The sequence below is a fragment of the Sorangium sp. So ce321 genome (assembly GCF_051530195.1).
Taxonomy (GTDB): domain Bacteria; phylum Myxococcota_A; class Polyangia; order Polyangiales; family Polyangiaceae; genus Sorangium.
Map to the genome: position 1 here is coordinate 9,870,501 of NZ_CP150329.1, position 22,174 is coordinate 9,892,674.

The following is a 22,174-nucleotide window of genomic DNA, read 5'->3' on the forward strand; positions in this document are numbered from 1 at the left end:
CCACGCGCGACGCGCTTTAAAAGGAGACTTCGCATGCTTCGGCTCCAATCGAACTGGTACGTTCTGTTCGCAACGCTGCTGGGTTTGACCGGGGTCGCCTGTGGCGGTGGCGACAGCGCGGCGAGCGGCTCGGGGGACACGGGCGCCGGCGCAGGCGCCGGGAATGGGTCGGGCGCCGGCGGCGGCGACTTCGGGAGCGGCGTGGCGGCGGGGCCGGGCGCTGGCAACGGCAATGGCAGCGGCAGCGGCAGCGGGTGCGACGCGAACCTCACGGGCATCGTGCGCGACTTCCGCGCCTACGAGCGGGGCGACGGGCACCCTGACTTCGAGAGGTACGAGGGCAGCGGCCTCAAGGGCATCGTCGAGCGCGAGCTGGGCCCGGATCAGAAGCCCGTCTATGCGCACCAGGGGGGGACCGAGCACACGACCGGGCCAGAGGAGTTCAACCAGTGGTACCGCGACGTCCAGGGGGTGAACATGCCCATCCAGTTCACCATCACCCCCACGGTCGACGCGAGCGGCATCGCCACCTACGACAACCGCGCTTTCTTCCCCATCGACGAGGAGGGCTTCGGTAACGAGGGCAGGGAGCACAACTACCACTTCACGTTCGAGCTTCACATGAAGTTCGTTTACAACGGCGGCGAGGTGTTCTCGTTCACCGGCGACGACGATCTCTGGGTGTTCATCAACAACAAGCTCGCCATCGACCTCGGCGGTCTCCATGGTCCGCAGACGGACAAGCTCGATCTCGACGAGAAGGCCTCCGAGCTCGGCATCGCCCCCGGCCAGGAGTACGCGCTCGACTTCTTCCACGCCGAGCGCCACACGACCGAGTCGAACTTCGTCATCCAGTCGTCGCTCGCGTTCACGAACTGCGAGCCGATCTTCGTCGACTGATCAAGAACGCCAAGAACGCCAAGAGAGAGATATCACCTCTTCTCTTGCGCGCTCGTTCACGCTCCTCGTTCCCGCGTCCAGGCTCGCCCTGGCTTCCCCTCCCCGGGGGCCGGTCAGCCCGGCAGATCCGGGCGACCCGCAGCTCAGAGCCAGAATGCCCCGCTGACGAACGTCGAATCCGCGAGCCGGTATGGCCCCCCCATGAGCTCCCTTGGCCGCGCCGCTCGCACGAGCGCTCGCGGGAGCTCGTACGTCTGGTCCATCAACCGGATCTGGACCGGCCCGGACGCCTCGACCTCCAGCGACCACTCGATGCCTCCCGCGGGCAGCCCCATGTAGGTGAACCCCCAGCGGACATCCCGCCTCGCCTGCGCCCCCCGGGCCGACTCCTCCACCCGCCGGCCGTCGACCTCCGCGCGCAGCACCTCGGTCGGTGACGCCACCTCCGCGAGCAGCCAGGGCGCTCCGCGCGGCGAAGCGACGCGGAGCCGGAGCGCCCGCACGCCCCCGCTCGTCACATCGCTGAGCACCGTGAGCGCTGGCGCCGGGAGCGCGGCGACGGGCGCCTCGCTCTGGCGCGTCAGGCGCACGAACGGCACCGCGAACGAGGGCGCCTGCGCGCGGTCCTCCGGGAAGTACGCGGCCGTCCAGGGATCGAGGTCCCGGTCGGCCGAGAGCCAGCGCGCCTCGCCGGCGGCCGCGTCGAGCGCGTAAGCGAGGCTCGCCGGCCGGGGCCGCGCCTCGGTGAAGCCGCCGGTCGCGCAGGCGACGGCGAGCGCCGCGACCGCCGGCACCCCGAAGGCGAGCGCGAGCGACCGCGAGCGGCCGCCGCCGAGGAGCTCGGCGTGCGGAAGGAACAGCCCGAAGACGAGCGCGACGGCGAGGGCCGGCGCCGCCGCCGCCGGCAGCCCCAGCGCCACAAAGAGCAGGTACGGGCCGGGCACGGCCACCGCGACCGCCGGCACCGCGGCGGCCACGAGGAGCGCGGCGTCGGTCAACATGGGAGGCAACGTGGGAGGCAGCGTGGGCGGCGCGCCGCCGCGCCGGATCGTCACGGCCGCGAGGCCCACCAGGGCGGACGCGAGCGGCCAGGCGAAGTAGAAGCTCGCGCCAGGCATGGCGAGGCTCGCCGCCGCGAGGAGCAGCAGCCAGACGAGCAGCGCGCCGAGGGCGACCTCACAGGCCCCGAGGCGCCTGCGGAGCAGCCGGTAGCCCGCCGCGGCGGCCGCGAGCGCGGCGAGCGCGAGCGCGAGCCTGTATGCGGGCGCGTTGTACGGCTCGAACGGCATCGCCCGCAGCACCGGGTGCGCGCGCCGCAGCGCCCATGCGAGCCCGCCGACCGCGGCCGACACGCCGAGCAGCAGCGCCAGAAAGCCGAGCGATCCCGCGGCGATCCGGCCCAGCGAGGCGACCCGCCGCCGCCGCGCCGCCGCCGCGACGCCCGCGAAGAGGCAGGCGATCAGCGCGGCGATCGCGGGCACCCAGCTCGTCGGGTGCGAGACGAGGTGGGCTCCCCAGGTGTTGAAATACACAGCGTCCTCGCCGCCCTGGCGCCGGAGGTCGAGCGCGCCGAAGCGCCGCGCGAGCGACAGCGCGTAATCGCCGGCGTGCTGCACGCTCCGGAGATCGAGGTTGCTCACGGTGTCGGACGGCGCGTGGTAGTGCGCGGCGCCGTCGCTGAAGGCGAAGTTCAGCCCGGGGATCCCGGCCCGCTTGAACACGCTGAGATCGGTGCTGTGGCCCATGCGCCGCGCGACCTCGGGGAAGAGCGACGACGCCACCGGGTAGGGCGCGGCGCGGGCGAGCTCGCGGACGGGCCAGGCGTCCCCGGGCCCGGTGTCGAACATCGCGACAACGCCGCCGGCCCCGCGGGCGTCGAAGTTGAGCGCGATCCCCACCTCGCCGCGCAGCGGGTGCTCGTCCATGAACGCCTTGCCCCCGAGGACGCCGCCCTCCTCTGCGTCCGTGAACAGGAGCAGCACGTCGTTGCGGAGCGGGGCGCCGCTCCGCAGCGCGCGCAGCGTCTCCAGCAGCGCCGCCACCCCGCTGCCGTCGTCGGCGGCCCCGGGGCTGCCGGGCACCGAGTCGTAGTGCGCGACGAGCGCGACCGCCCGGGTGCTGTCCGCGCCCGGCAGCCGCGCCACGATGTTCTCGACGTGCGCGGCGTCGTACGGCAGGCCCCACTGCCTGCTGAGCACCGAGGTGCTCTGGAGCTCGGGCTGCACGCCGAGCTTCGAGAGCTCCGCGAGCAGGTAGTCGCGCGCCCGCCCGTGCGCCGCGGAGCCGGTCGGGCGCGGCTCCGCGGCGATGCGCGCGAGGTGCTCCCTGGCCCGCTCGGCCGAGAACACCTCGGGCGGGGCGCTGGCCGGGACGACGGCGGGAGGGCTCAGCTGGGCGATGCGCAGCGCGACCAGCGCGAGGAGCGCGACGGCCACGAGAAGACGAGGCAACCACCTCATGCCCGGGTGGTATCACCGATCGTCGGCGCGCCGCGCGCGTCCTGCTCGCTCACGCCGCGCGCGCGGCCGCCCCGCCCGACGTGCGCGCGTCCACCCGGTCGAGGTACGCGCTCAGCGCCGCGCGGCGGCGGACCGCGCCCTGCTGCCACGGCGTCAGGTCGATGCGGAGGCTGCGCAGGTGAGCGAAGAGCGAGAGGTCCGCGACCGAGAGCGCGCCGCCGACCCAGAACCCGTCGCGCGGCGCGCGCACCTCGAGCTCGTCGAGCAGCGCCTCGAGCCGCGCCCAGCAGCGCTCGGCGCCCTCGTCCCAGACCTCGCGCGTCACGAGCCTGCGGATGAGCCGCCGGCGCACGACCACGGGCAGGACGGCACGCACCGGGGCTGGCAGCTCGCCGAAGAAGACCTTCCTGAACGTCGGCCAGTTGCGCTCGTCGGCCCACCGGGCCGCGGTCACGAAGCCGCCGAGGCTCGCGTCGGCGAACTCCTCCCAGAGCCACGCCTCGGCCTGCGCCGCGCGGTCGCCGCTCATGAGCGTCCCCGGCGCCATCGCCTCGATGCGCCGCAGGATCTCGGTCGAGTCGCTGACCGGCTCGTCGCCGATGAGCAGCACGGGCACCTTCCCGGCGGGGTTGTACCGCTTGAAGACGCCCGGGTGCGTGCCGTGGCGGCGCGCGTACGGCAGCCCGGCCGCCTTCAGGGCGCGGTGCACCTTCAAGCAGAACGGCGAGTAGCTCTCCAGCCCGGGGACGCCCGGATCGGCGAGCTCGCACAGCGTGAGCGGGGGGTTCTTGTCGGTCATGAGTTGCTCTCCGTCTCAACGTCTCGGTGCAGGGAGAAATCAGCCGGCCGGCGCCGGGGCTCCACGCCGGCCGGCCGGCGCCCGCGCCACGTCAGCCGAGCGGCCCCTGGGGCTCTGCCGCGGGCCGCCCGCTGCCGTGGGACCTGCCGCCGCCCCCGCGCCGGTCGACGTCGTGGCCGTCCTCGGGCCTGCGCGCCAGGCGCGTGGCCGCGCGCCGGTAGAGCTCCGTGAGCGCCGCGCGGTGCGCGTTGAGGAGGACCGCCACCCCCGCCAGCCACAGGAGCGCGAGCGGCACGAGCGCCGCGGACGTCGTGTAGACGAGCACGGGGCGGAACGCGCGGTCCCGCGTGACGAGCTCGCGGCTCACGTGCAGGTTCCGCGCGTAGCTCGGGAGCCCCAGCGCGACAGGCGTCACCCCCTCCAGCACGGCGCCGCCGGGCGCGAGGGAGCCGCCTCCCTTGGCCTGGTCGTCGTCCTTGAGCGTGCGCGCGGACGAGGGCGCCGACGCGGCATTCTCCGCGTAGTCCCAGCGCTCCCCCTGGTAGCGCCCCGCCGAGACAGCGAAGAGCCCGATCAGCAGCGCCAGGCCGCCCACGCCGAGCAGCACCACCATCGCGACAGCGCGGCTCGTGCCCCGGAAGAGCCGCCCCACGAGCCACGCCGCCGCCGCCGTCGCGATCCCGACGAGGAGCGCCACGAACGTCGCGGGCGCCACGAACCACAGGCCCGCCATGACCAGCCCGCCCAGCGCCCGCAGCGCGCGCCGCCGACCGCGGCTCGTCGCCGCGCCGGGGCGGACGGCGATCCACGCCGCCACGAAGCCGATCACCACGGCGACGGCGTCGCCCGTGTCCGCGAACCACACCGGCCGGTCGCCGCCGAGCAGCGCGAGCGGCAGCACGCGCTCGGGCAGCCCGACCGTGAGCCGGAGCTGGCTCGCGGTGAGCGGGTAGCTCGGCATCGGCAGCTCCATCGATCCGCCGAGCGGCCGCACCGACGCCTGCGCCAGCGACTGCACCTGGATCATGTGGCTCCCCGTCTGCAGGGGGACGAGGACCTCCTCCGCCTCCGCGCCCTGGTGCATGATCCGCTGCGCTTTCGCGTCGGTGGCGAGGTAGATCGGCCGCCCGCCGGGCGCGTAGGTCAGGTAGTCGATGCCATTGTTCTCGTAGCTCAGCGAGTCGTCGGCCACGAGGTCCCCGCGCTCGGTCAGGACCAGGGTGCGGCGGTGCTCGCGCACGACCGCGGCGAGCACCTCGACCCCCGCGAGCGGCTCGACGTTGACCTCGACGCGCTGCCCCCGCTGCACGAGCAGGAGCCGCGACGTCGCCTGGGTCCGCGGGATCGGCGACTCGGCCGCGTCGACCTGGCGCGCGTCGCCCTTCACGGTGAGCCGGTGCTCCGCGTCGGACTCGAACAGCCACCACTCGTAGGCGGAGCGCGGATCGGGCGAGAAGGCGCCGACCTTCGGGAGCGTACCCGTGATCTTCATCTCCGCGCTGCGGCCCGAGGTGGGCAGCACGAGCTCGCTGCCCTCGATCCGGAAGCCGCTCGCGCCCGCGACGTCGAGCACCTTCTCCCCGAACGCGAGCGGCAGGCGCACGACGCCGAGGTCGCTGCCCGACCGCATGACGAGCCGGTACTCGAAGCCGATCTCGCGCCCCACCCGCACCGCGCGCGAGAGCTGGAAGACCGTGGGGCCCGCGCTCTCTGCCGCCGCGCCCCCGTCGGGGCTGAAGTGGAGCGTCGCCTCCGAGAGCCCCGACAGCCGCGCGCCCTCCGCGACCGTGCCGCCGGTCACGTCGGCCTCGAACGAGTTGAGCGGGCCCGCCACGAGGAGCGTGAGGTCGCCCTCGAGCGACAGCGTGCCCCGGAGCACGAAGCGGCGCGCCGCGGTCCAGAGGTAGTAATGGCCCTCCTCGAAGCTGATCGGCGCGGCCTCGCGGCGCGACGCGGGCCTGCCGTCGTCGAGCACGGCCTCGATGCGGACGTGCTCCGGCGGCCCGAAGAGCGGCACGGCCACGGGGCCGTCCGCGAGCACGCCGCCCGAGAGCTCGAACTGGAGCGGCCCTTCACCCACCGCGCCGGTGATGCGCAGCCGGTCGAGGGCGTAACAGCGCTCGGCGCACTCCCCCGCGGCGCCGCGCTCCTCGACCCAGCGCGAGAGCATCTCCAGCTGGCCCGCCCACGAGTCCGGCGGCAGCGCGGCCCCGCGGGCCGGCGCCGCCGCGCCCTGCTTCGCCGCGGGCGCCGCGGGCGTCGCGCCCGCGGCTGGCGCTCCCGTCGGCTCGGCCGCCGGCTGCCCCAGCGCCAGTGACGGGACCGCGAGCAACAACAGCAGCATGAGAAGCCCGAAGAGCCTTGAAGGCACCGCCTTGTTCCAGCGCGCGAGCGACATAGGGAAACTCCCTTCTTTGACCTGCCGAGCGAACGCGATGGCCGCCGCAGCGTCCTCATCAAACAACCGAGTGAAAAACGACTGCAACAAAATCGACATCGGGCCTTGACAGTTAACGCGACGCGTCGCAGTGTCGTGGCGACGCGTTTGTGCCTCCGACGAAGCCGCAAAACCGGCCTCGTGCCCTGGCATGGTCGCGCACGAGGCCTCCGCGCTCCAGTGCATATCGCTCCTCGCGAGCCCGTGGGAGCGGGCGACGCGCGGGGCGCGGGGAGCCATCGCTCGTTTCGTCGTCCGATTCATCATCTCTGTACGCCCGCGTGCATCGCGGGGGGACATAACCAAGGTGGGAGGAAGATCATGAGTGAGACCCAGAGCATCACCGAGCCGAAGGCCGCGAACAGCGTGAACGGGAGCGCCGCCCCGGCGGAGCAGGTCGACGCGAGCGCCTCGAAGCCGGCGGCCAAGCCGCCGCTCGTCGAGACGCTGCGCGCGCTGGGCACCTCCTGGGCAGAGGTGGCCATCGGGTATGGGCGGATCGCGCTCGAGAACACCGCGCGCGCCCTCGAGCGGACCGCCGGGAAGCTCGGCGAGCTTCAAGGGAAGCTCAAGAAGGGCGAAGTCGCCGCGACCGAGGGCGCCGGCTGAACCCGCGTCCCGTTGCGCCGCCGAGGAGCGCTCATCATGGCGCTTCTGGCGGCGCGGGGACGGGCGCGCCGACGATGCCGAGGGCAACAGCGTAGATGGAGCCGGCCGCGCCGCCGACATAAAGGGTCTTTGCATTGAAGCCGGGGCCCGACCCGAACTGCGCATTGGCGACCGAGGTCGGGAACGCGGCCAGGAGCTCCGGCGCTCCCAGGGCCGCGCCGCCGGCGTCGAGCTGCACGCGATAGAGCTCCCTGTCCTTGCTGTCGATCGTGTAGAGGTGACCGCACCTATCGAGGACGAGCCCGTCGAGCACGGCCGACGGCACCGTGCTCACGAGCGCCGGCTGCGCGCCCGCGGCCGCGAGATCGATCCTGCGGATCTCGCCGGCGGCGGAGTTCGTGTAGAAGACGACCTTCCGCGCCGGGTCGAAGACGACGCCGCCCGGCTTGCTCACCTCGGGCTCGCCGCTCGCGATCACCTCGACCGTGGCGTCCGGGGCGAGGCGAATCACCCGGTTGCCGGCGAGCTCGGTCGCCCAGACGTTGCCTTCCGCGTCCGCGGAGAGGCCGTTCGGCGCCTGGAGGCTCTCCACGTAGTCGTCGACGATGCCGGTGGTCGAGATCTGGGCGACGGTCCCCTGGTCCGGCCGCGCGGCCACGAGGGTCCCGTCGGGCCGGTACCTCAGCCCGAGCACGGTGCCCGGCAGAGACGCGAAGTTCGACGTCTGTCCCGTGGCGTCATAGCGAATGAGGTTCGGCCCCTGCTTGGCGACGAGGTGGCCCTGGCCATCGAACGCGAAGTCCGCGCTGCCGTCGAACACGTCCGTGACCAGGGTCGGCGCGAGGGGCCCGGGCGCGAGCTGCGCGCACTCGCCCGTCGGGCCCGCGCCGGCTCCCCCGCTGCCCACGCCCATCGCGGCGCCGCCGTCGCCGCCGCCCGAGCTCACGCTCGTCACCGCGCTCGCGCCGCTGCCGCCCTCGCCGCCGCCCGACGACGCCGCGGTGACCGTCGCGCCGCCGCCGATGTCGCCGCCGCACGACGAGGTCGCGCCCGGGAGGAGCAGCGCCCATCCGAGCAGCCGGAAACCTCTCTTCATCTACTCGCCTCCTGGCCGCGCACACTACACGGCGCCCCCCGCATTGCCTACGGCGGACGGCGCGCCCCAGGATCGCGCGGAGCAGAGCGGCGCTCACCCGCACAGGAGACGGGCCCAGATCGGCGTTTTCGGCGCGGAAGCGCACTCCTGTGCGCTGAGCACCGAAAACGTCGAGATGGGCCCGTATCCGAAGCGGGTGAGCGCCGCTCTAGTGGCGTGCGCGCGAGACGATGACGACGCCGGCGCCGATGATGGCGGCCGCCGCCCACGTCGCGGCGGAGGCGCGCTCGCCGCCGAGCGCGATGCCGAGCGCGATGGCGACGATCGGGTTCACGTAGGCATAGCTCGTCGCGATCGCCGGGCGCGTGTTCCTGAGCAGGAACGTGTAAGCGCTGAGGCCCACGATCGAGCCGAACACGACGAGATAGGCGAGCGCGAGGAGCGACCGCGAGGACGGCGCCGCGGCCAGCTGCTCGCCCGAGAACGCGCTGATCCCGAGCATCACCGCGCCGCCGGACAGCATCTCCGCCGCGACCGCCATCGGGCCCTCGGGCAGGGGCGTCGTGCGGCTGTACAGCGAGCCGAGCGCCCACGCGACGGGGGCGAGCACGATCAGCAGCGCGCCGGCGTGCTCCGCGTGGAGATCGCCGCCGAGGTGGAGCAGCGCCGCGCCCGCGAACCCGACGAGGAGCCCGACCCACTCGCCGCGGGAGACCTCCGGCGCGCCACGTGGGCCCGTCGCGCCCCCCCGCGCGGCCCGCACGGTGGTGAACAGCGCCAGCCAGAGCGGCATCGTGGACACGACGACAGCGGCGACGCCCGAGCTCACCCACTGCTGCGACACGACGACCAGCCCGTTGCCGCCGACGAGCAGCAGCACCCCCACCTTCGCCGCCGCCCCCCACTGCTGCAGCGTCGGCCGGGGGACGCCGCGCAGCCGCAGCACCCCGTAGAGCAGCGCGCCCGCCGTCACGAAGCGCACGCCCGCGAGCAGGAACGGCGGCAGCGTCTCGAGCGCCACCGAGACGGCCAGGTACGTCGAGCCCCAGACGACGTAGAGCGCCGCCAGCGAGAGGAGCACGAGCCAGCTCCCCCGCGCCCTCTCGAGCGCCGCCCGCAGCGCCTTCCCCGCCCCGCCCGCGTCCACCGCGATCTGCGCCGGCTCGAGCGCCTCCACCACGAGCAGCCCTCGCCCGTCGCCGCCGTAGCTGGACCCCGCCTCCAGCACCACGTCGTCCGGCGCTCCCTCGCGCGTGATCCAGACCGAGCCGGAGGTACAGCTCAGGAGGAGCGGGCCTCCCCGGAGCCGGTGCGTCCACAGGCCCCCCTTTCCCAGCTCGATCCGCGCCGCATCTCGGAAGCGCGACTGCGCCTCCGGAACAAGTGAGGTCAATTTCATGTGCCGGAGCTTGAGCCCTGGCGGGCGACCGGCACAGAGGCAGTCTCTTCCGCATTGAGGCCGGTACAGTTGCGAAAATAGGCGACTGTGCTGGTCCTTACGCCCGCCTGCTGTACCGGTACCGCAGCGGTCGCCCGGCTGTACACTCTCCCTCGTGTACGCGCAGGCGCCCCTCGAGCCGCAGGACGATGCCCACCTCTACGACCGCGTGGCCGCGCACATCGCCGACCTGATCGCGCGCGGCACGCTGCGGCCGGGCGACCGGATCCCGTCGGTGCGGCGGCTCAGCCGGCAGCAGGGCGTCAGCGTCGCGACGGTGCTGCAGGCGTACCTGCAGCTCGAGAACCGCGGCCTCGTCGAGGCGCGCCCGCAGTCGGGGCACTACGTCCGCGCCCGCCGGGTCTCGGCGCTGCCCGAGCCGCGGGCCGCGCGCGCCTGCAGCACCGCCACGCGCGTCAGCGTGAAGGCCCTGGTCACGAAGGTGTACCGGGCCACGCGCGATCCGCACATCGTCCCGTTCGGCGCCGCGTGCCCGAGCCCCGAGCTCCTGCCCACCGAGAAGCTGAACCGCATCCTCAGCGCGATCGCGCGCAGCGCGGGCGGCGCGGGCGTCTCGTACGACCCGCCGCCCGGCCTGCCCGCGCTGCGGCGGCAGATCTCCCGGCGCTCGGTCGAGTGGGGCGTCGCGCTCTCCGCCGACGACATCGTGACCACCGTCGGCGCCATGGAGGCGCTCCACCTGTGCCTGCGCGCGGTCGCGCGCCGCGGCGACACGGTCGCGCTGGAGTCGCCGGCGTACTACGGGCTCCTCCAGCTCATCGAGAGCCTCGGCATCAAGGCGCTCGAGGTCCCGTCGAACCCCCGCACGGGCATGGACCTCGACGTCCTCGAGGAGATGCTGGGCCGCCACCGCATCAAGGCGTGCCTCGCGATCCCGAACTTCAACAACCCCCTCGGCAGCGCCATGCCCGACGAGGCGAAGGAGCGGCTCGTCGCGATGCTCGCGCGCCGCGAGATCCCGCTCATCGAGGACGACATCTACGGCGACGTGCACTTCGGCGACGTCCGCCCCCGCCCGGCCAAGGCGTTCGATCGCAAGGGCCTCGTGATGCTCTGCTCGTCGTTCTCGAAGACGATGGCCCCGGGCTACCGGGTCGGCTGGACGGCCCCCGGCCGCTTCCGCGACGAGGTCGAGCAGCTCAAGTTCGGGCAGAGCGTCGCGTGCGCGACGCTGCCGCAGATGGCGATCGCCGAGTTCCTCGAGAACGGCGGGTACGACCACCACCTGCGGACGCTCCGGCGCCGCCTCGCCTCCCAGGTCGCGCGCATGAGCGAGGCGATCGCCGAGCACTTCCCCCCCGGCACCCGGGTCTCGCGCCCCGCGGGCGGCTTCGTGCTCTGGGTCGAGCTGCCGCCCGGCGCGAGCGCGCTGGAGGTGAACGAGCGCGCGCTCGAGCACGGCATCAGCGTCGCCCCGGGGCCCATCTTCTCGGCCAAGCACCGGTTCTCGAACTACATCCGGGTGAACTGCGGCTACCCGTTCACCGACCTCATCGAGCACGCGGTCCGGACGCTCGGGCGGATCTGCGCGGAGGCGACCGAGGCGTGACGCGGCGAGCGGCGACCGGCGCGTTTTGACGCCGCACGCCGCGCCCGCGCGCGCCCGCCCCGAGCGCCGAGCGCGGGGCGCGGCGACGGGCGGCGACGCGGTGACGGACGCGCCCTGGATGCCGTACCCGCGCTGAAGTAAAACCTCGTCTCTCTGGAGAGCGCCCCGACGAGCGAGCGCCCCGACGAGCCCACGACCTTGCGTCCCCGACACCCCGCGTCCCTCCCCTCCCCCGCGCCCCCGCTGCCCTCCGCGCCCCGTCCGTCGCCCGCCCGGGCGGGCTGGGCGCTCGCGGCCCTGCTCGCCGCCGCGCCCGCCTGCCGCCCCGGGGCGGCCGCCTCGTCGGGCGCGCCGGCGCCCGAGGTGCTGCGCGCCCTGCCGGACCGCATCGACGGCAGCGCCCTGCTCGGCCGGGACGCCGGGCGCGCCGCCCAGGCCGGCGCGGGCCCGCTCCGGGTCGTCGGCGCGGACATGCTGTCCGAGGGCGATCGCCTCGGCGCCTTCGTCGAGGTGCCCGCGGGCGAGTGCATGCTCGCGATGGCGCGCGTGTCGCCGACGGTCGGCGACGTCGACCTGTTCGCCTTCGAGGACGACGGCAGCGCCTTCTCCACGGACGAGGCCGCCGACGCGCGCGCCTCCATCCTCGTCTGCCCGCCGCACCCGCGGCGGCTCTACGTCATGGCGCGCGTCATGTCGGGCGCCGGCGCGGTGAGCGTCGGCGTGCAGGGCGTCCCGGAGAAGGCGGCGGACGCCGTCGCCCGCGCCGTCGGCGCGCGCGGCAGGGCCGGCGACGAGAGCGGCCGGCTCGAGTCGTGGCCGGGCCTGGAGGCGAAGGTCAGGGCGCACCGCGGCGCGATCGGCGCCCGCTGGGAGGACGTCCGGCGCGTCGCGCTCCCCGTGGGCTCGCGGACGGCGAGCCGGATCGGCGCCACCCTCGAGGGCGGCCGCTGCGTCGACGTGCTCGTCTCGCCGAGCGACGAGGTCGCCTCGCTCGAGGTGGTCGCGGAGGACGAGACCGGCAGGATCGTCGCGCGCGCCCGGGAGCGGGGCCAGGATCGCACCCTGCTCCTCTGCTCGACGGCCTCGATCGAGCTCTCGATCGCGATCCGCTCGCGCGGCACCCAGGGCCTCGTGGCCGTGGTCGTCGGCCGCTCGCAGCCGGGGGCCGAGGCGGAGATCTCCGGGGCCGCGTCGATCGAGCGCGTGACCGAGGGCCGCGATCTCGCCGAGGTGAGGGCGGCGCACGGCCGCGCGCTCGCGAGCCGCGGCTACGGCGCGCCGCGCGTGTCGACCGGGGCCGCGCGGCTCGGCAGCCGGACGACGCTGCCGATCGAGCTGCCGGCCGGCTGCGCCCGGATCGACGTGCTCGCCGGCAAGCCGCTCGCCGACGTGCTCGCGGAGCTCTGGAGCGACGCCCACGCCCTGCTCGGCCGCGCCCGGGGCGGCGCCCAGGCGACGCTCTTCACCTGCGGCAGCGGCGGCCCCGCCCGGATCGACGTCGAGTCGATGGCGCAGCCTGGCCCCTTCGCCGTCGAGGTCCGCAAGGAGCTCGAGGCCCCGCCGGCGCTCGTGGCCCACCCGATCGCCGCCGCGCGGCTGCTCGGGCGCATGAGCGCGACCGGCGCGACCGGCGCCGCGTCGGCCGCCGGGGCGCAGGCCGTGGCGCTCGACGCGGCGCGCCTGAAGATCCTCCCGCTCCAGATCCCGGCCAACACGTGCGCCGAGGTGATCGCGGCGCTCGACGCCGAGGGCGCCGGCGTCGACCTGCGGCTGGTCGACACCTCGACGGGGGAGAGCTCGCTCGCGCGCGCGCGCCACGTCGTGTCCGACAGCCGCTGCGCCGGCCCGGCGCCCGTCCCCGCCTCGATCGAGCTCAGGCTCGCGGCGGGCAAGGGGGCGGCGCTCGTGCTGACCCGGACGTCCGCCAGGGCGCCCTGAGGACCGCCCGGCCCGGCGAGGAGGAGGACGGCGGCGGCGGCGACGGCGACGGCGACGTCTCGCGCCCGGCGCCTTGACACGGGAACCTCCGGAACACTCAGATAGCCGCGAGGAGCCCTTCGATGTCCTCGGGTCGCTTCGCCATCGCCACGCACGCCCTCGCGCTGCTCGCGCAGACCGGCGAGAGCTGCGCGAGCGACGCGCTCTCGGCGAGCATCAACACGAACCCGGCGTTCCTGCGGCGCATCCTCGCCCGGCTGTCGCAGGCCGGGCTCATCGAGGCGCGGGAGGGCCGCTCCGGCGGCTACCGCCTGGCCAGGCCGGCGAAGGCGATCCGGCTGAGCGAGGTGTACGCCGCCGTGGAGCCGGAGGGCGCCATCGCGCCGAGCCCGTGCGAGCCGAACGCGAAGTGCCCGATCGGCGCCGGGATCCAGCGGGCGTTCGACGAGGTCGCCGAGGCGGCCAACGCGGGGCTGCTGCGCGGCCTCGCGCACAAGACGGTCGCGGACATCGCGCTCCGAGCGCAGCACCTCGGCCGCCCGGCGCCCTCCAGCGCCGACTGATCGCGCCGGGCTCCGCCCGGGCGGAGGCCCCCCTCCCCTGGCGGAAACTGAAACCGTACCTATAACAGTTGATGCGAGCGTGGCTGTCGAGGAGCAGGCCGGCGCCGGGCCGGGGCATCGCATCGCGACCAGCGCCGCTCATCCCCGAGATGCACTGAAAGGACAGCGCCATGGGCAGCAAGAACGTCATCGATGTCAACGATCTGAGTTTCGCGCGAGAGGTCCTGGAGACGGACACACCGGTGCTCGTCGACTTCTCCGCGTCCTGGTGCGCCCCCTGCAAGCGGCTCGCGCCGATCGTCGAGGAGATCGCGGCGGAGACGGCGGGCCAGGTCAAGGTGGTCAAGCTCGACGTCGACGAGTCGCCCGCGGCCGCGAAGCAGTTCGAGATCCGCGGGCTGCCGACGGTGGTCGCCTTCCAGAACGGCGCGCCGCTCGGGCGGCACGTCGGCCTGACCAACAAGAAGACGCTGCTCGCGCTCGTCGGACGCTGAGCGCGTCGAGCACGTGAGCGCGCCGCGCCCGCGGGGGCCTCTCGGAGCTCTCCCGCAGCGCGGCGCCGCGCGCCGACTCCACGGCTCGTCGATCGCGGCGCGCGGCGCGCGGCGCGCGGTGGTCTCCAGACACGCATGATCCCTGTGCCGAGGCACACCGACAGCGCGCCGCACAGCCCTCCTGAACGCGGCGCGACGCGCGTAGTTGGGCGCCCGACATCGACCTTCATTTCACGCGGTTCACACGCTTCCACCCCGATCGGGCGAGATCGGACGCGGGGCCGCACGGCTCGCCCGCTGTCATGCACGGACGCAGCACCCCGTTGACATCACCACCCGATACGAGATCCTTCCCTCAAGGAAGCCCAGCTATCCGCAGCGCAGCTCGTGACCGTCAGTAGCGAGGTCCGGGGGTCGCAGGCGGAGCCCTGCCGGTGTGGGGTTTTGCTGGCACGGCGCGACTGAGCCTGGCTTCCCGAAGGCCATGGCTCTGTTCGACGACGATTTCGAGACGCTCGAGCAGCTCCCCGAGATGCGAAAATCTCGCGGAAAAGGCGGAGATTCGCTCGGCCAGAGCCCCACGCCGGTGAACCCCGGCCGCGCCCGGGCGGAGCTGTCCGACATCGCCAGCGACGGGCCTCGCTACGAGGTGCGCTCGCTGCTCGGCGTCGGCGGGATGGGGGAGGTCCACTTCTGCAGGGACCGCCGCATCGGCCGCGACGTGGCCATGAAGGTCATCCGCGCGGAGCACCAGGGCGACACGACGCTCCACCACCGGTTCCTCCGCGAGGCCCGGGTGCAGGGCCAGCTCGAGCACCCCTCCATCGTGCCCGTCTACGACCTCGGCGTGGACGCCAAGGGCTCGGCCTACTTCACGATGAAGCGCCTCCGCGGCCTCACGCTGGCGAGGATCCTGAACGAGCTGCGCGAGGGCGACGCGGCCGCGCTCCAGAGCTTCTCGCGCCGCAAGCTGCTCACCGCGTTCTCGTCCGTCTGCATCGCCGTGGACTTCGCGCACTCCCGCGGCGTGCTCCACCGCGACCTCAAGCCCGCCAACATCATGCTCGGCGACTTCGGCGAGGTGTACCTGCTCGACTGGGGCGTCGCCAAGCTCATCGACACGCCGCTCCAGACCATCGACATGGGGGAAGATCCGATGAGCACGAGGACCATCCCGGGCGACGTGCTCGGGACCCTCGGCTACATGTCGCCGGAGCAGGCGCAGGGGTGCGTCGACACGCTCGACGCGCGCAGCGACGTCTACTCGCTCGGGGCCATCCTCTTCGAGCTCCTGACGCTGAAGCCGTTGCACCCGAAGAAGGACCGCAACGAGATGCTCGACTCGCTCATCCACGGCGCCGACGCCCGGGCGTCGGTGCGCGCGCCCGAGCGGGAGGTACCCCCGGAGCTCGACGCCATCTGCGTGAAGGCGACGCGGCGCGAGCCGACCGAGCGCTTCCCGACGGCGCGCGCGCTCTACGAGGCGGTCGAGCGCTTCCTCGACGGCGACAAGGACGTCGAGCTGCGCCGCGGCCTCGCCGCGCGGCACGCGGGCATGGCCGAGGAGAAGATCGCGAAGGCGCTCGACGGCGGGAAGGAGGCCGAGAGCGCCCGCAAGACGCTGCTCAGCGAGGTCGGCCAGGCGCTCGCCCTCGACCCGTCGAACGAGCGCGCCCTGGAGACGCTCCGGCGCATCCTGACCGAGCCGCCGCGCGAGATGCCGCAGGAGGTGCTCGCCGAGCTGGACGAGGCCGCCGCGGCGCGGCACCGGCTGCAGCTGCACGCGGGCATCCGCGCCGAGCTGCTCGCGACGGCGATCGCGACGCTCGTCGCCGCGGTGTGGCTGGGCATCCGCGAGTGGCAGGTCTTCGCCTGCATCCTGGTCTTCACCGCCCTGGCGGCGCTGATGAAGTGCGTCGCCGCGCGCGTCGTCCACCGCCCGGCGGCGGAGTGGTACGCCTACGCCGGGTTCGTCTTCAACGTGCTGAGCTTCCTGTGCATCGGGCGCGGCTTCGGGCCGCTGCTCTTCATGCCGATGCTCCTCGTCATCTTCACGTACGGCAACTCGTTCACGTACCGGACGGCGTACCGCGTCGCCGTCGTCGTGACCGGCTGCGCCGCGGTGCTGGCCGCCGCGTGGATCGAGTACTCGGGCATCCTGCCCCCCTCGTACGAGTTCACGGACGGGGCGATGATCATCCTGCCCCAGGCCGTCGAGCACTCGAGGATCCCGACGATGACGGCGCTGACGCTGACGACGCTGTTCATGCTGGTCGTGCCGGCGTTCATGATGGGCCAGCACCAGCACGCGCTGCGGGACGCGGAGCGGCGCGCGTGCCTGCAGGCCTGGCAGCTCCGCCAGCTCCTGCCGGAGCGGGCCCAGTCGGGCGCCGTGGCCGGACCCAGGTCGGAGCCGGTCCCCGAGCGCCGCCCGAGAGGGCGGCGCGAGGCGACGTGAGAGCGCGCGCCGGGCGAGCTTCGGCCAGACAAAGAAGAATCAACCACAGAGGCACAGAGGCACAGAGGTGAGAGAAGAGAGGCGAGAGAAGAGAGAGAATTTCCGCTCCTTCTTCTCTCGCCTCTGTGCCTCTGTGGTTCACATCTCTGGCTTCTCCGCGCTGACGTCAGTCCATCGGCCAGACCGCGAGCACCCAGACCGGCGAGTTGCCGCGCGCGCCCACGCGGAGGGCGGCGCTCTCCTCGAGCTCGGAGCAGAAGGCCACGCCGGCGCCCTCGCTGCTCTCGCCGGCGTCGTCGCGGCCGGCGTGGTCGCCCAGCTCGACGGAGAGCCGCAGCCCGCGCAGCTCGCCCCGGACCAGCCCCGCGGCGGCGAAGTAGCAGCGGCCCGGCTCGACCTGGACCGGGACCAGCGTGTCGCCCTGCGCGCCGACCGCCTCGGCGATCGGCTGCGCGCGGGGGGCGGGCGCGTGGCGGCGGTGCAGCGCCGCGGCCAGGTTGCCCCGGGCGCGCGCGCCGAAGTGCCCCGGCACGAACGGGGGGAGCGGCCACTGCGCGTCGGACAGCACGACCTTCACCGGCCCCGAGGCCCCGAGGAACGGCACCTCCACGACGCCCGGCTCGCCCAGGCAGAAGTCGAGCCGCCCGTCGGGCGCGTCGGACCTGTCGCGGTCGAGCAGCCTCCCCGTGCCCGCCTCGCGCGCCTCGGCGTCGAGGTCGGTCGCGCGGCGCACCGTGGCGCTCGGCACCTCGGCCATCAGATCGATCCGGTGACACCCCTCGGCGAGCTTGACCGAGAACTGCCCCGTCCCGACCACCGAGGCGCTCATGTCCGTCGGCACGACGCGGAGCGCCCCTTCCGCGCGCGCGCGGCGCGCTGCCCGCGCGACCCGGGCGTCGAGCGGACCGGGCTCGGCCGGCCGCCCCGGGTCGCCGCGCGGCGCCACGGGCCCGAACGCGCGCTCCGGCAGGATCGCCTCGATGCGCTCGGGCGGCCCGCTCGACGCCGCGACGACAACGTCGAAGGCGCCGCGCGGCGAGAGCACCTCGACCGCGACGCGGCCAAGCTCCTCGCGCGCGGGCCCGCACCGCGTGATCACCGCGGCCCCGCCGACGCTGTGGACGCGGCGCTCCTCGTCGGGGTCCCGGCCGCGCAGCCGCTCGACGAGGCCCTCGAGGGCGGAGACGTCGCCCGCGAGGGGCGACGTCTCCAGCGTGAACTCCACGATGCGAGGCGCGAGGAACGCGGCCGTGAGGCACTCGTCCGCCTTCGCGCCGGCCGCGCCGGATGTGCCGGCCGCGCCGGGTGTGCCGGCCGCGCCGGGTATGCCGGCCGCGCCGGGTATGCCGGCCGCGCCGGATGTGCCGGCAACGCCGCCGGATGCGCCGGCAGCGCCGGATGTGCCGGCCGCGCCGGATGTGCCGACGGGCAGCGGGGTGATCGCGACCAGCCTGGTGCGGCCGTGCTCGATGAAGAGAGGGGGCAGGCGCGCGACGCGCGCGCCGGAGAGCGACCACATCCGCGCGACGCGCGCGGCGTCGTCGCTGAGGTCCGCGCGCGCCGGCTCCCCCGCGGAGAGCCCGGCGAGCGCGGCCAGCAGCGTGAGGGCCGCGGCGCGCACGGTACGCGCGGGGCGCGCCATGCCTGAGGCCGCACGGCGGCCCCGCTCGACGGCCCCGCGCGCCGCTGCGATCAGGACGGAAGGGCTACGACGAGCTGCGCATCGCCTCGATGAGGATGCGCGCGACCTCCGGGCGGGAGAACTCCGGCGGCGGAAGCTCGCCCTTCTGGAGCAGCTCGCGCACCTTCGTCCCGGACAGGTTGACCTGCGTCGACGCGTCGCCCGGCGCCGTCTTCGCCGTCGCCATCGCTCCGACGACGGTCGAGTAGAACGCGTTCTCGAAGTTGAGCGTGGTGATGCCGAGCTCGCCGGGGCTGAAGACATTGAAGATCTCCTGCGCGTCGTACGTGCCGTAGTAGCTGCCGACGCCGGCGTGGTCACGCCCCACGATGAAGTGCGAGCAGCCGTAGTTCTTGCGCGCGAGCGCGTGGAAGATCGCCTCGCGCGGGCCCGCGTAGCGCATCGCCGCCGGGTAGATCGAGAGGAGCACGCGGTCCTTCACATAGTACTTCGCGATGAGCTCCTCGTAACAGCGCATCCGGACGTCCGCCGGGATGTCGTCCGACTTGGTCGCGCCGACGAGCGGGTGGATCATCAGCCCGTCGCAGATCTCCAGCGCCGTCTTGGTGATGTACTCGTGCGCCCGGTGGATCGGGTTGCGCGTCTGGAAGCCGACGATGCGGCGCCACCCCTTCTCGGCGAAGTACGCCCGCGTCACCGCCGGATCCCGGTGGTACGCCGGGTACGGCGACTCGACCGGCCGCTCGAGCACGCGGATCTCGCCGCCGACGTACACGGGCCCCGTGCTCATCAGGTACGCGACGCCCGGGTGCTTCGTCTCGGTCGTCCGGAAGACCTCCTGCGCCTCGATCTCCTTGTTCGGCCGCCACTTGTCGCTCACCTCGATGACCGCGACGATGCGGCCGTCGCGCGTGCGGAGCGCCGCCTCGGCGCCCACGCGGAGCCCCTCCGCCGCCTGCTCCGAGACGGCGAGCGTGATCGGCATCGACCACGGCAGGCCGTTCTCGAGCCGCATCTCCCGCACGACGCGCAGGTAATCCTTCGAGTTCATGAAGCCGCGCAGCGGCGAGAACGCGCCGACCGCGATCATCTCGACGTCGCTCTCCGTGCGCTCGTCGAGCTCGATGACCGGCAGCCCCTTCGCCCGCTCCGCGAGCGACGCCTTCTCCGAGCCCTCGACCCACCGGTTCACGAGCTCGCCGCCGTGCGGCGCGATGAGCCCGCGGCCGGCCGCGGCCGCCCCCGCGGCGGCGGCGCCGGACACCGCGACAGCGGCGCCGCGGCGCGGGATGTACCCGAGCTCCTCGATCTTCGCGAGGATCTTCGCGAGGCTCTCCTCCTTGGTCTCCTTGTCGGTGTGGACGACCACCTCGGCGCTCTCGGGCGCCTCGTACGGGTCGTCGATGCCCGTGAAGTTCTTGATCTCGCCCGCGAGCGCCTTCTTGTAGAGCCCCTTCGCGTCGCGCTCGGTGAGCACCGGGATCGTGCAGGAGCAGTACACCTCGACGAAGCGGGGCGTCTGGGCCCGCTGCTCGTCACGGATCGCCTTGTAAGGGCTGATGGCTGCGGTCATCGCGCAAGCGCCCGACCGGGCGATGAGCTTCGCCACGTATCCGATCCGCCGGATGTTCGTATCGCGGTCCTCCTTGGAGAACCCGAGGCCCTTCGAGAGGTTCGTGCGCACCTCGTCGCCGTCGAGCACCTCCACGTGGACGGAGCGGGCGCGGAGCTCGGCCGAGAGCATCGCCGCGAGCGTGCTCTTGCCTGCGCCGCTCAAACCGGTGAACCAGACAACAAAACCTGACATTTAGGCAACTCCTTCGATGATCAAGTGACGACTACGAATCTGGCCTCTCTGGGCCTCGGGTGCGGAACCCCTGCAAGCAGATGCGGGCAGCGCGAGGGCGAAAGACGCGGGCCTCGACGCGATGAGATCAATCGACGACGTCGAACGTCGACGCGACGAACGCGGCGCCGTCCCACACGAAGAGGCGGTGCTCGGCGATGCGGGGCGCCCCCTCGCCGGAGCCGCCGCGCACGCTCGTGACGAGGAACGCGAGCGGGAACGCCGGCCCGGGCCCCATCACGATCTGGCCCCCTTCGTCGGCCGGCGGCTCGCCGCCGCTCATCATGGCGGCGTCGGTCGGGCTGAAGTAAGCGCCCGCGTCGAGGTGGGAGTGGTAAAGCACCTTCACCGGGCGCCCCTCGGAGGCGCCCTTCTCGACGGCATCGGAGAAGCGCTTGCCGTTGAAGTCGAAGAAGGTCCGCGCCGTCCGGAAATACCGCTCCGGGTCGACCGCGTGGAGCTTGTTCGCGATGTTCTCCATCCGGACGTGCTCGTCGCAGAGCAGCGGCTCGCCCGCCGGCCCCTTCAGGTAGCCGCAGGCCTCCTCGTCGCGCGCGTAGCCGGCGAGCGCCTCGGCCTCGACCGCCGCGAGCACGCTCGCCTTGAGGACGACCCCGCCGGCGGTCCACGGGTGGGAAGACATCACCATATGTAACGTTTCTCCCATTTCATGGGCGCAAAATAGCGGTCGCCCCGGTCCGGGACAATCGCCACGACGCACCCGCCCTGCTGTTCGCTGTGCAGGCGCTTCGCTATCTCGAAGGCCGCGAAGACGGCCGCGCCGCCCGAGTGCCCCACGTGCAGCGCCTCCTCGCGCGCGAGGCGATCGGACATGTCCCAGCCCTGCTCCGTCCCGATCCGCATCGTCTCGTGGTACGCGGCCGCGTCGTGGATGGCGGGGACGAGCGAGCTCGGGAGGTGCTTGAGCCCCTCCAGCCCGTGGAGCGCGTCCTCGGGCTCCACCGCGACGCAGCGGATCGGCCGGTGGTGCTCCCGGAGCCGCCGGCTCGTCCCGACGATGGTGCCGCTCGTGCCGACCCCGGCCACGAAGTGCGTGATCCTGTCGCCGACAGCGTCGAGGATCTCCCGCGCCGTGCCGTGGTAGTGGGCGAGCGGGTTGTCCTCGTTCGAGTACTGGTCCGGGTAGAAGTACTTCTCCGGGTCCTTCTGGACCAGCTCGCGCACGAGGCGGATCGCGCCGTCGGAGCCCTCCATCGGGTCGCTGAAGATGAGCTCCGTGCCGAACGCGCGCGCGATGTCCTTGCGCGCCTTGGACACGTTCGACGGCATGACGAGCGCCACCTTGAAGCCCATCGCCGCCCCGAAGAGGGAGTAGGCGACGCCGGTGTTGCCGCTCGTCGAGTCGATGAGCGTCTTCTGGCTCGTCAGGCGGCCGTCCGCGGCCGCGCGGCTCATCATCCGCAGCGCGGCGCGGTCCTTCACGGAGCCGCCGGGGTTCGTGAACTCGAGCTTGGCGTAGACCTCGACCGACGGCGTCTCGCGGCCGATGCGCGAGAGGCGCACGAGCGGCGTGTCGCCCACGGCGTCGACGACCGACGCCATCCGGCGGGAGCGGACGAGCGCGTGCCTCACGGGCCGCCCTCCCCCGCGCGCCCCGGCCGCGCGCTGCCCAGGCCGAGCGCGGCGCGCATCTCGGCGAGCGCCGCCCGCGCGCCGGCGAGCACCGCCCGCGCGGGCGGCGAGGTCACGAGGTCGGCGGGCGCGAGCGCGGCGAGGTCGATCGCGCCCGCCGCGAGCGCGCCGAAGCCGGCGCCGCGCGCGTAGCGCTCCGCCACCTCGTGCGCGAGCGGCGGGGCGCCGCCGCCGTCGCCGAGCACGCGCGCCGTCGCCGCCCCGAGCCTCGCCTGCCCCTCTGGACCGATCTCCGCGAGCAGCACCTGGCGGAGATAGCGCGGGTCGTCCAC

17 protein-coding genes are annotated in these 22,174 nt (G+C 73.8%); 7 read left to right on the forward strand and 10 right to left on the reverse strand.

Translation table 11 applies throughout. The annotated features are described in order from the left end of the window. Positions 1–33: 33 nt before the first annotated feature. Positions 34–900 carry a fibro-slime domain-containing protein gene (locus WME89_RS36420; RefSeq protein WP_438004233.1) on the forward strand — a complete coding sequence of 289 codons (867 nt, stop codon included), beginning with the start codon at positions 34–36 and terminating at the stop codon, positions 898–900. A gap of 143 nt (positions 901–1,043) precedes the next feature. Here WME89_RS36420 and WME89_RS36425 read toward each other — a convergent pair whose 3' ends face one another. The 3 genes from WME89_RS36425 to WME89_RS36435 form a co-directional block, all read right to left on the reverse strand. Continuing rightward, positions 1,044–3,359 carry a M20/M25/M40 family metallo-hydrolase gene (locus tag WME89_RS36425; protein ID WP_438004234.1) on the reverse strand — a complete coding sequence of 772 codons (2,316 nt, stop codon included), beginning with the start codon at positions 3,357–3,359 and terminating at the stop codon, positions 1,044–1,046. Positions 3,360–3,408: 49 nt separating this feature from the next. Beyond that, positions 3,409–4,158 (reverse strand): glutathione S-transferase family protein, encoded by a 750-nt coding sequence (locus tag WME89_RS36430; RefSeq protein ID WP_437660526.1) that lies wholly within the window; start codon positions 4,156–4,158, stop codon positions 3,409–3,411. A gap of 91 nt (positions 4,159–4,249) precedes the next feature. Then, positions 4,250–6,502, reverse strand: a complete 2,253-nt coding sequence (locus tag WME89_RS36435; RefSeq protein ID WP_438004235.1) for a hypothetical protein — start codon at positions 6,500–6,502, stop codon at positions 4,250–4,252. Positions 6,503–6,916: 414 nt separating this feature from the next. Between WME89_RS36435 and WME89_RS36440 the strand changes: the two genes are divergently transcribed. Further along, the gene (locus tag WME89_RS36440; RefSeq protein WP_437752728.1) at positions 6,917–7,204 is read left to right on the forward strand and encodes a hypothetical protein; all 288 of its coding nucleotides are present in this window, start codon (positions 6,917–6,919) and stop codon (positions 7,202–7,204) included. A gap of 34 nt (positions 7,205–7,238) precedes the next feature. On the opposite strand, the gene WME89_RS36445 is transcribed toward WME89_RS36440, so the two are convergent. Both WME89_RS36445 and yedA read right to left on the reverse strand, forming a co-directional pair. Beyond that, positions 7,239–8,300 carry an SMP-30/gluconolactonase/LRE family protein gene (locus WME89_RS36445; RefSeq protein ID WP_438004236.1) on the reverse strand — a complete coding sequence of 354 codons (1,062 nt, stop codon included), beginning with the start codon at positions 8,298–8,300 and terminating at the stop codon, positions 7,239–7,241. A 208-nt stretch (positions 8,301–8,508) separates the two neighbouring features. Then, positions 8,509–9,699, reverse strand: coding sequence for a drug/metabolite exporter YedA (gene yedA, locus WME89_RS36450; protein ID WP_438004237.1), 1,191 nt, complete (start codon positions 9,697–9,699; stop codon positions 8,509–8,511). Between the two features lie 154 nt (positions 9,700–9,853). Between yedA and WME89_RS36455 the strand changes: the two genes are divergently transcribed. From WME89_RS36455 to WME89_RS36475, 5 genes are all read left to right on the forward strand, one after another. Beyond that, positions 9,854–11,308: a PLP-dependent aminotransferase family protein gene (locus WME89_RS36455; RefSeq protein ID WP_438004238.1), complete on the forward strand. Its 1,455-nt coding sequence runs from the start codon at positions 9,854–9,856 to the stop codon at positions 11,306–11,308. A 198-nt stretch (positions 11,309–11,506) separates the two neighbouring features. Further along, entirely contained in the window at positions 11,507–13,246 is a 1,740-nt protein-coding gene (locus tag WME89_RS36460; protein ID WP_438004239.1) for a hypothetical protein, read from the forward strand. A 122-nt stretch (positions 13,247–13,368) separates the two neighbouring features. Continuing rightward, positions 13,369–13,809, forward strand: a complete 441-nt coding sequence (locus WME89_RS36465) for an Rrf2 family transcriptional regulator (RefSeq protein WP_438004240.1) — start codon at positions 13,369–13,371, stop codon at positions 13,807–13,809. Positions 13,810–13,979: 170 nt separating this feature from the next. Then, complete coding sequence (trxA, locus tag WME89_RS36470) at positions 13,980–14,303, forward strand: thioredoxin (protein WP_437619239.1); 324 nt, start codon at positions 13,980–13,982, stop codon at positions 14,301–14,303. A 484-nt stretch (positions 14,304–14,787) separates the two neighbouring features. Further along, positions 14,788–16,761, forward strand: coding sequence for a serine/threonine protein kinase (locus tag WME89_RS36475; protein WP_438004241.1), 1,974 nt, complete (start codon positions 14,788–14,790; stop codon positions 16,759–16,761). A 166-nt stretch (positions 16,762–16,927) separates the two neighbouring features. Here the strand turns inward: WME89_RS36475 and WME89_RS36480 are convergent, their stop codons facing one another. The 5 genes from WME89_RS36480 to WME89_RS36500 form a co-directional block, all read right to left on the reverse strand. Next, on the reverse strand, positions 16,928–18,403 hold the full coding sequence (locus WME89_RS36480; protein ID WP_438004242.1) for a hypothetical protein: 1,476 nt from the start codon (positions 18,401–18,403) through the stop codon (positions 16,928–16,930). 64 nt (positions 18,404–18,467) lie between these two features. Then, complete coding sequence (gene sat / locus WME89_RS36485; RefSeq protein WP_438004243.1) at positions 18,468–20,210, reverse strand: sulfate adenylyltransferase; 1,743 nt, start codon at positions 20,208–20,210, stop codon at positions 18,468–18,470. A gap of 127 nt (positions 20,211–20,337) precedes the next feature. After that, a complete protein-coding gene (locus WME89_RS36490) occupies positions 20,338–20,898 on the reverse strand; it encodes a Mov34/MPN/PAD-1 family protein (RefSeq protein ID WP_438004244.1) in 561 nt (186 codons plus the stop codon). Beyond that, entirely contained in the window at positions 20,892–21,842 is a 951-nt protein-coding gene (locus WME89_RS36495) for a PLP-dependent cysteine synthase family protein (protein ID WP_438004245.1), read from the reverse strand. The genes WME89_RS36490 and WME89_RS36495 overlap by 7 nt, the downstream gene beginning before the upstream one ends. Further along, positions 21,839–22,174, reverse strand: coding sequence for a hypothetical protein (locus WME89_RS36500; RefSeq protein ID WP_438004246.1), 336 nt, complete (start codon positions 22,172–22,174; stop codon positions 21,839–21,841). Before WME89_RS36500 ends, WME89_RS36495 begins: the two co-directional genes overlap by 4 nt.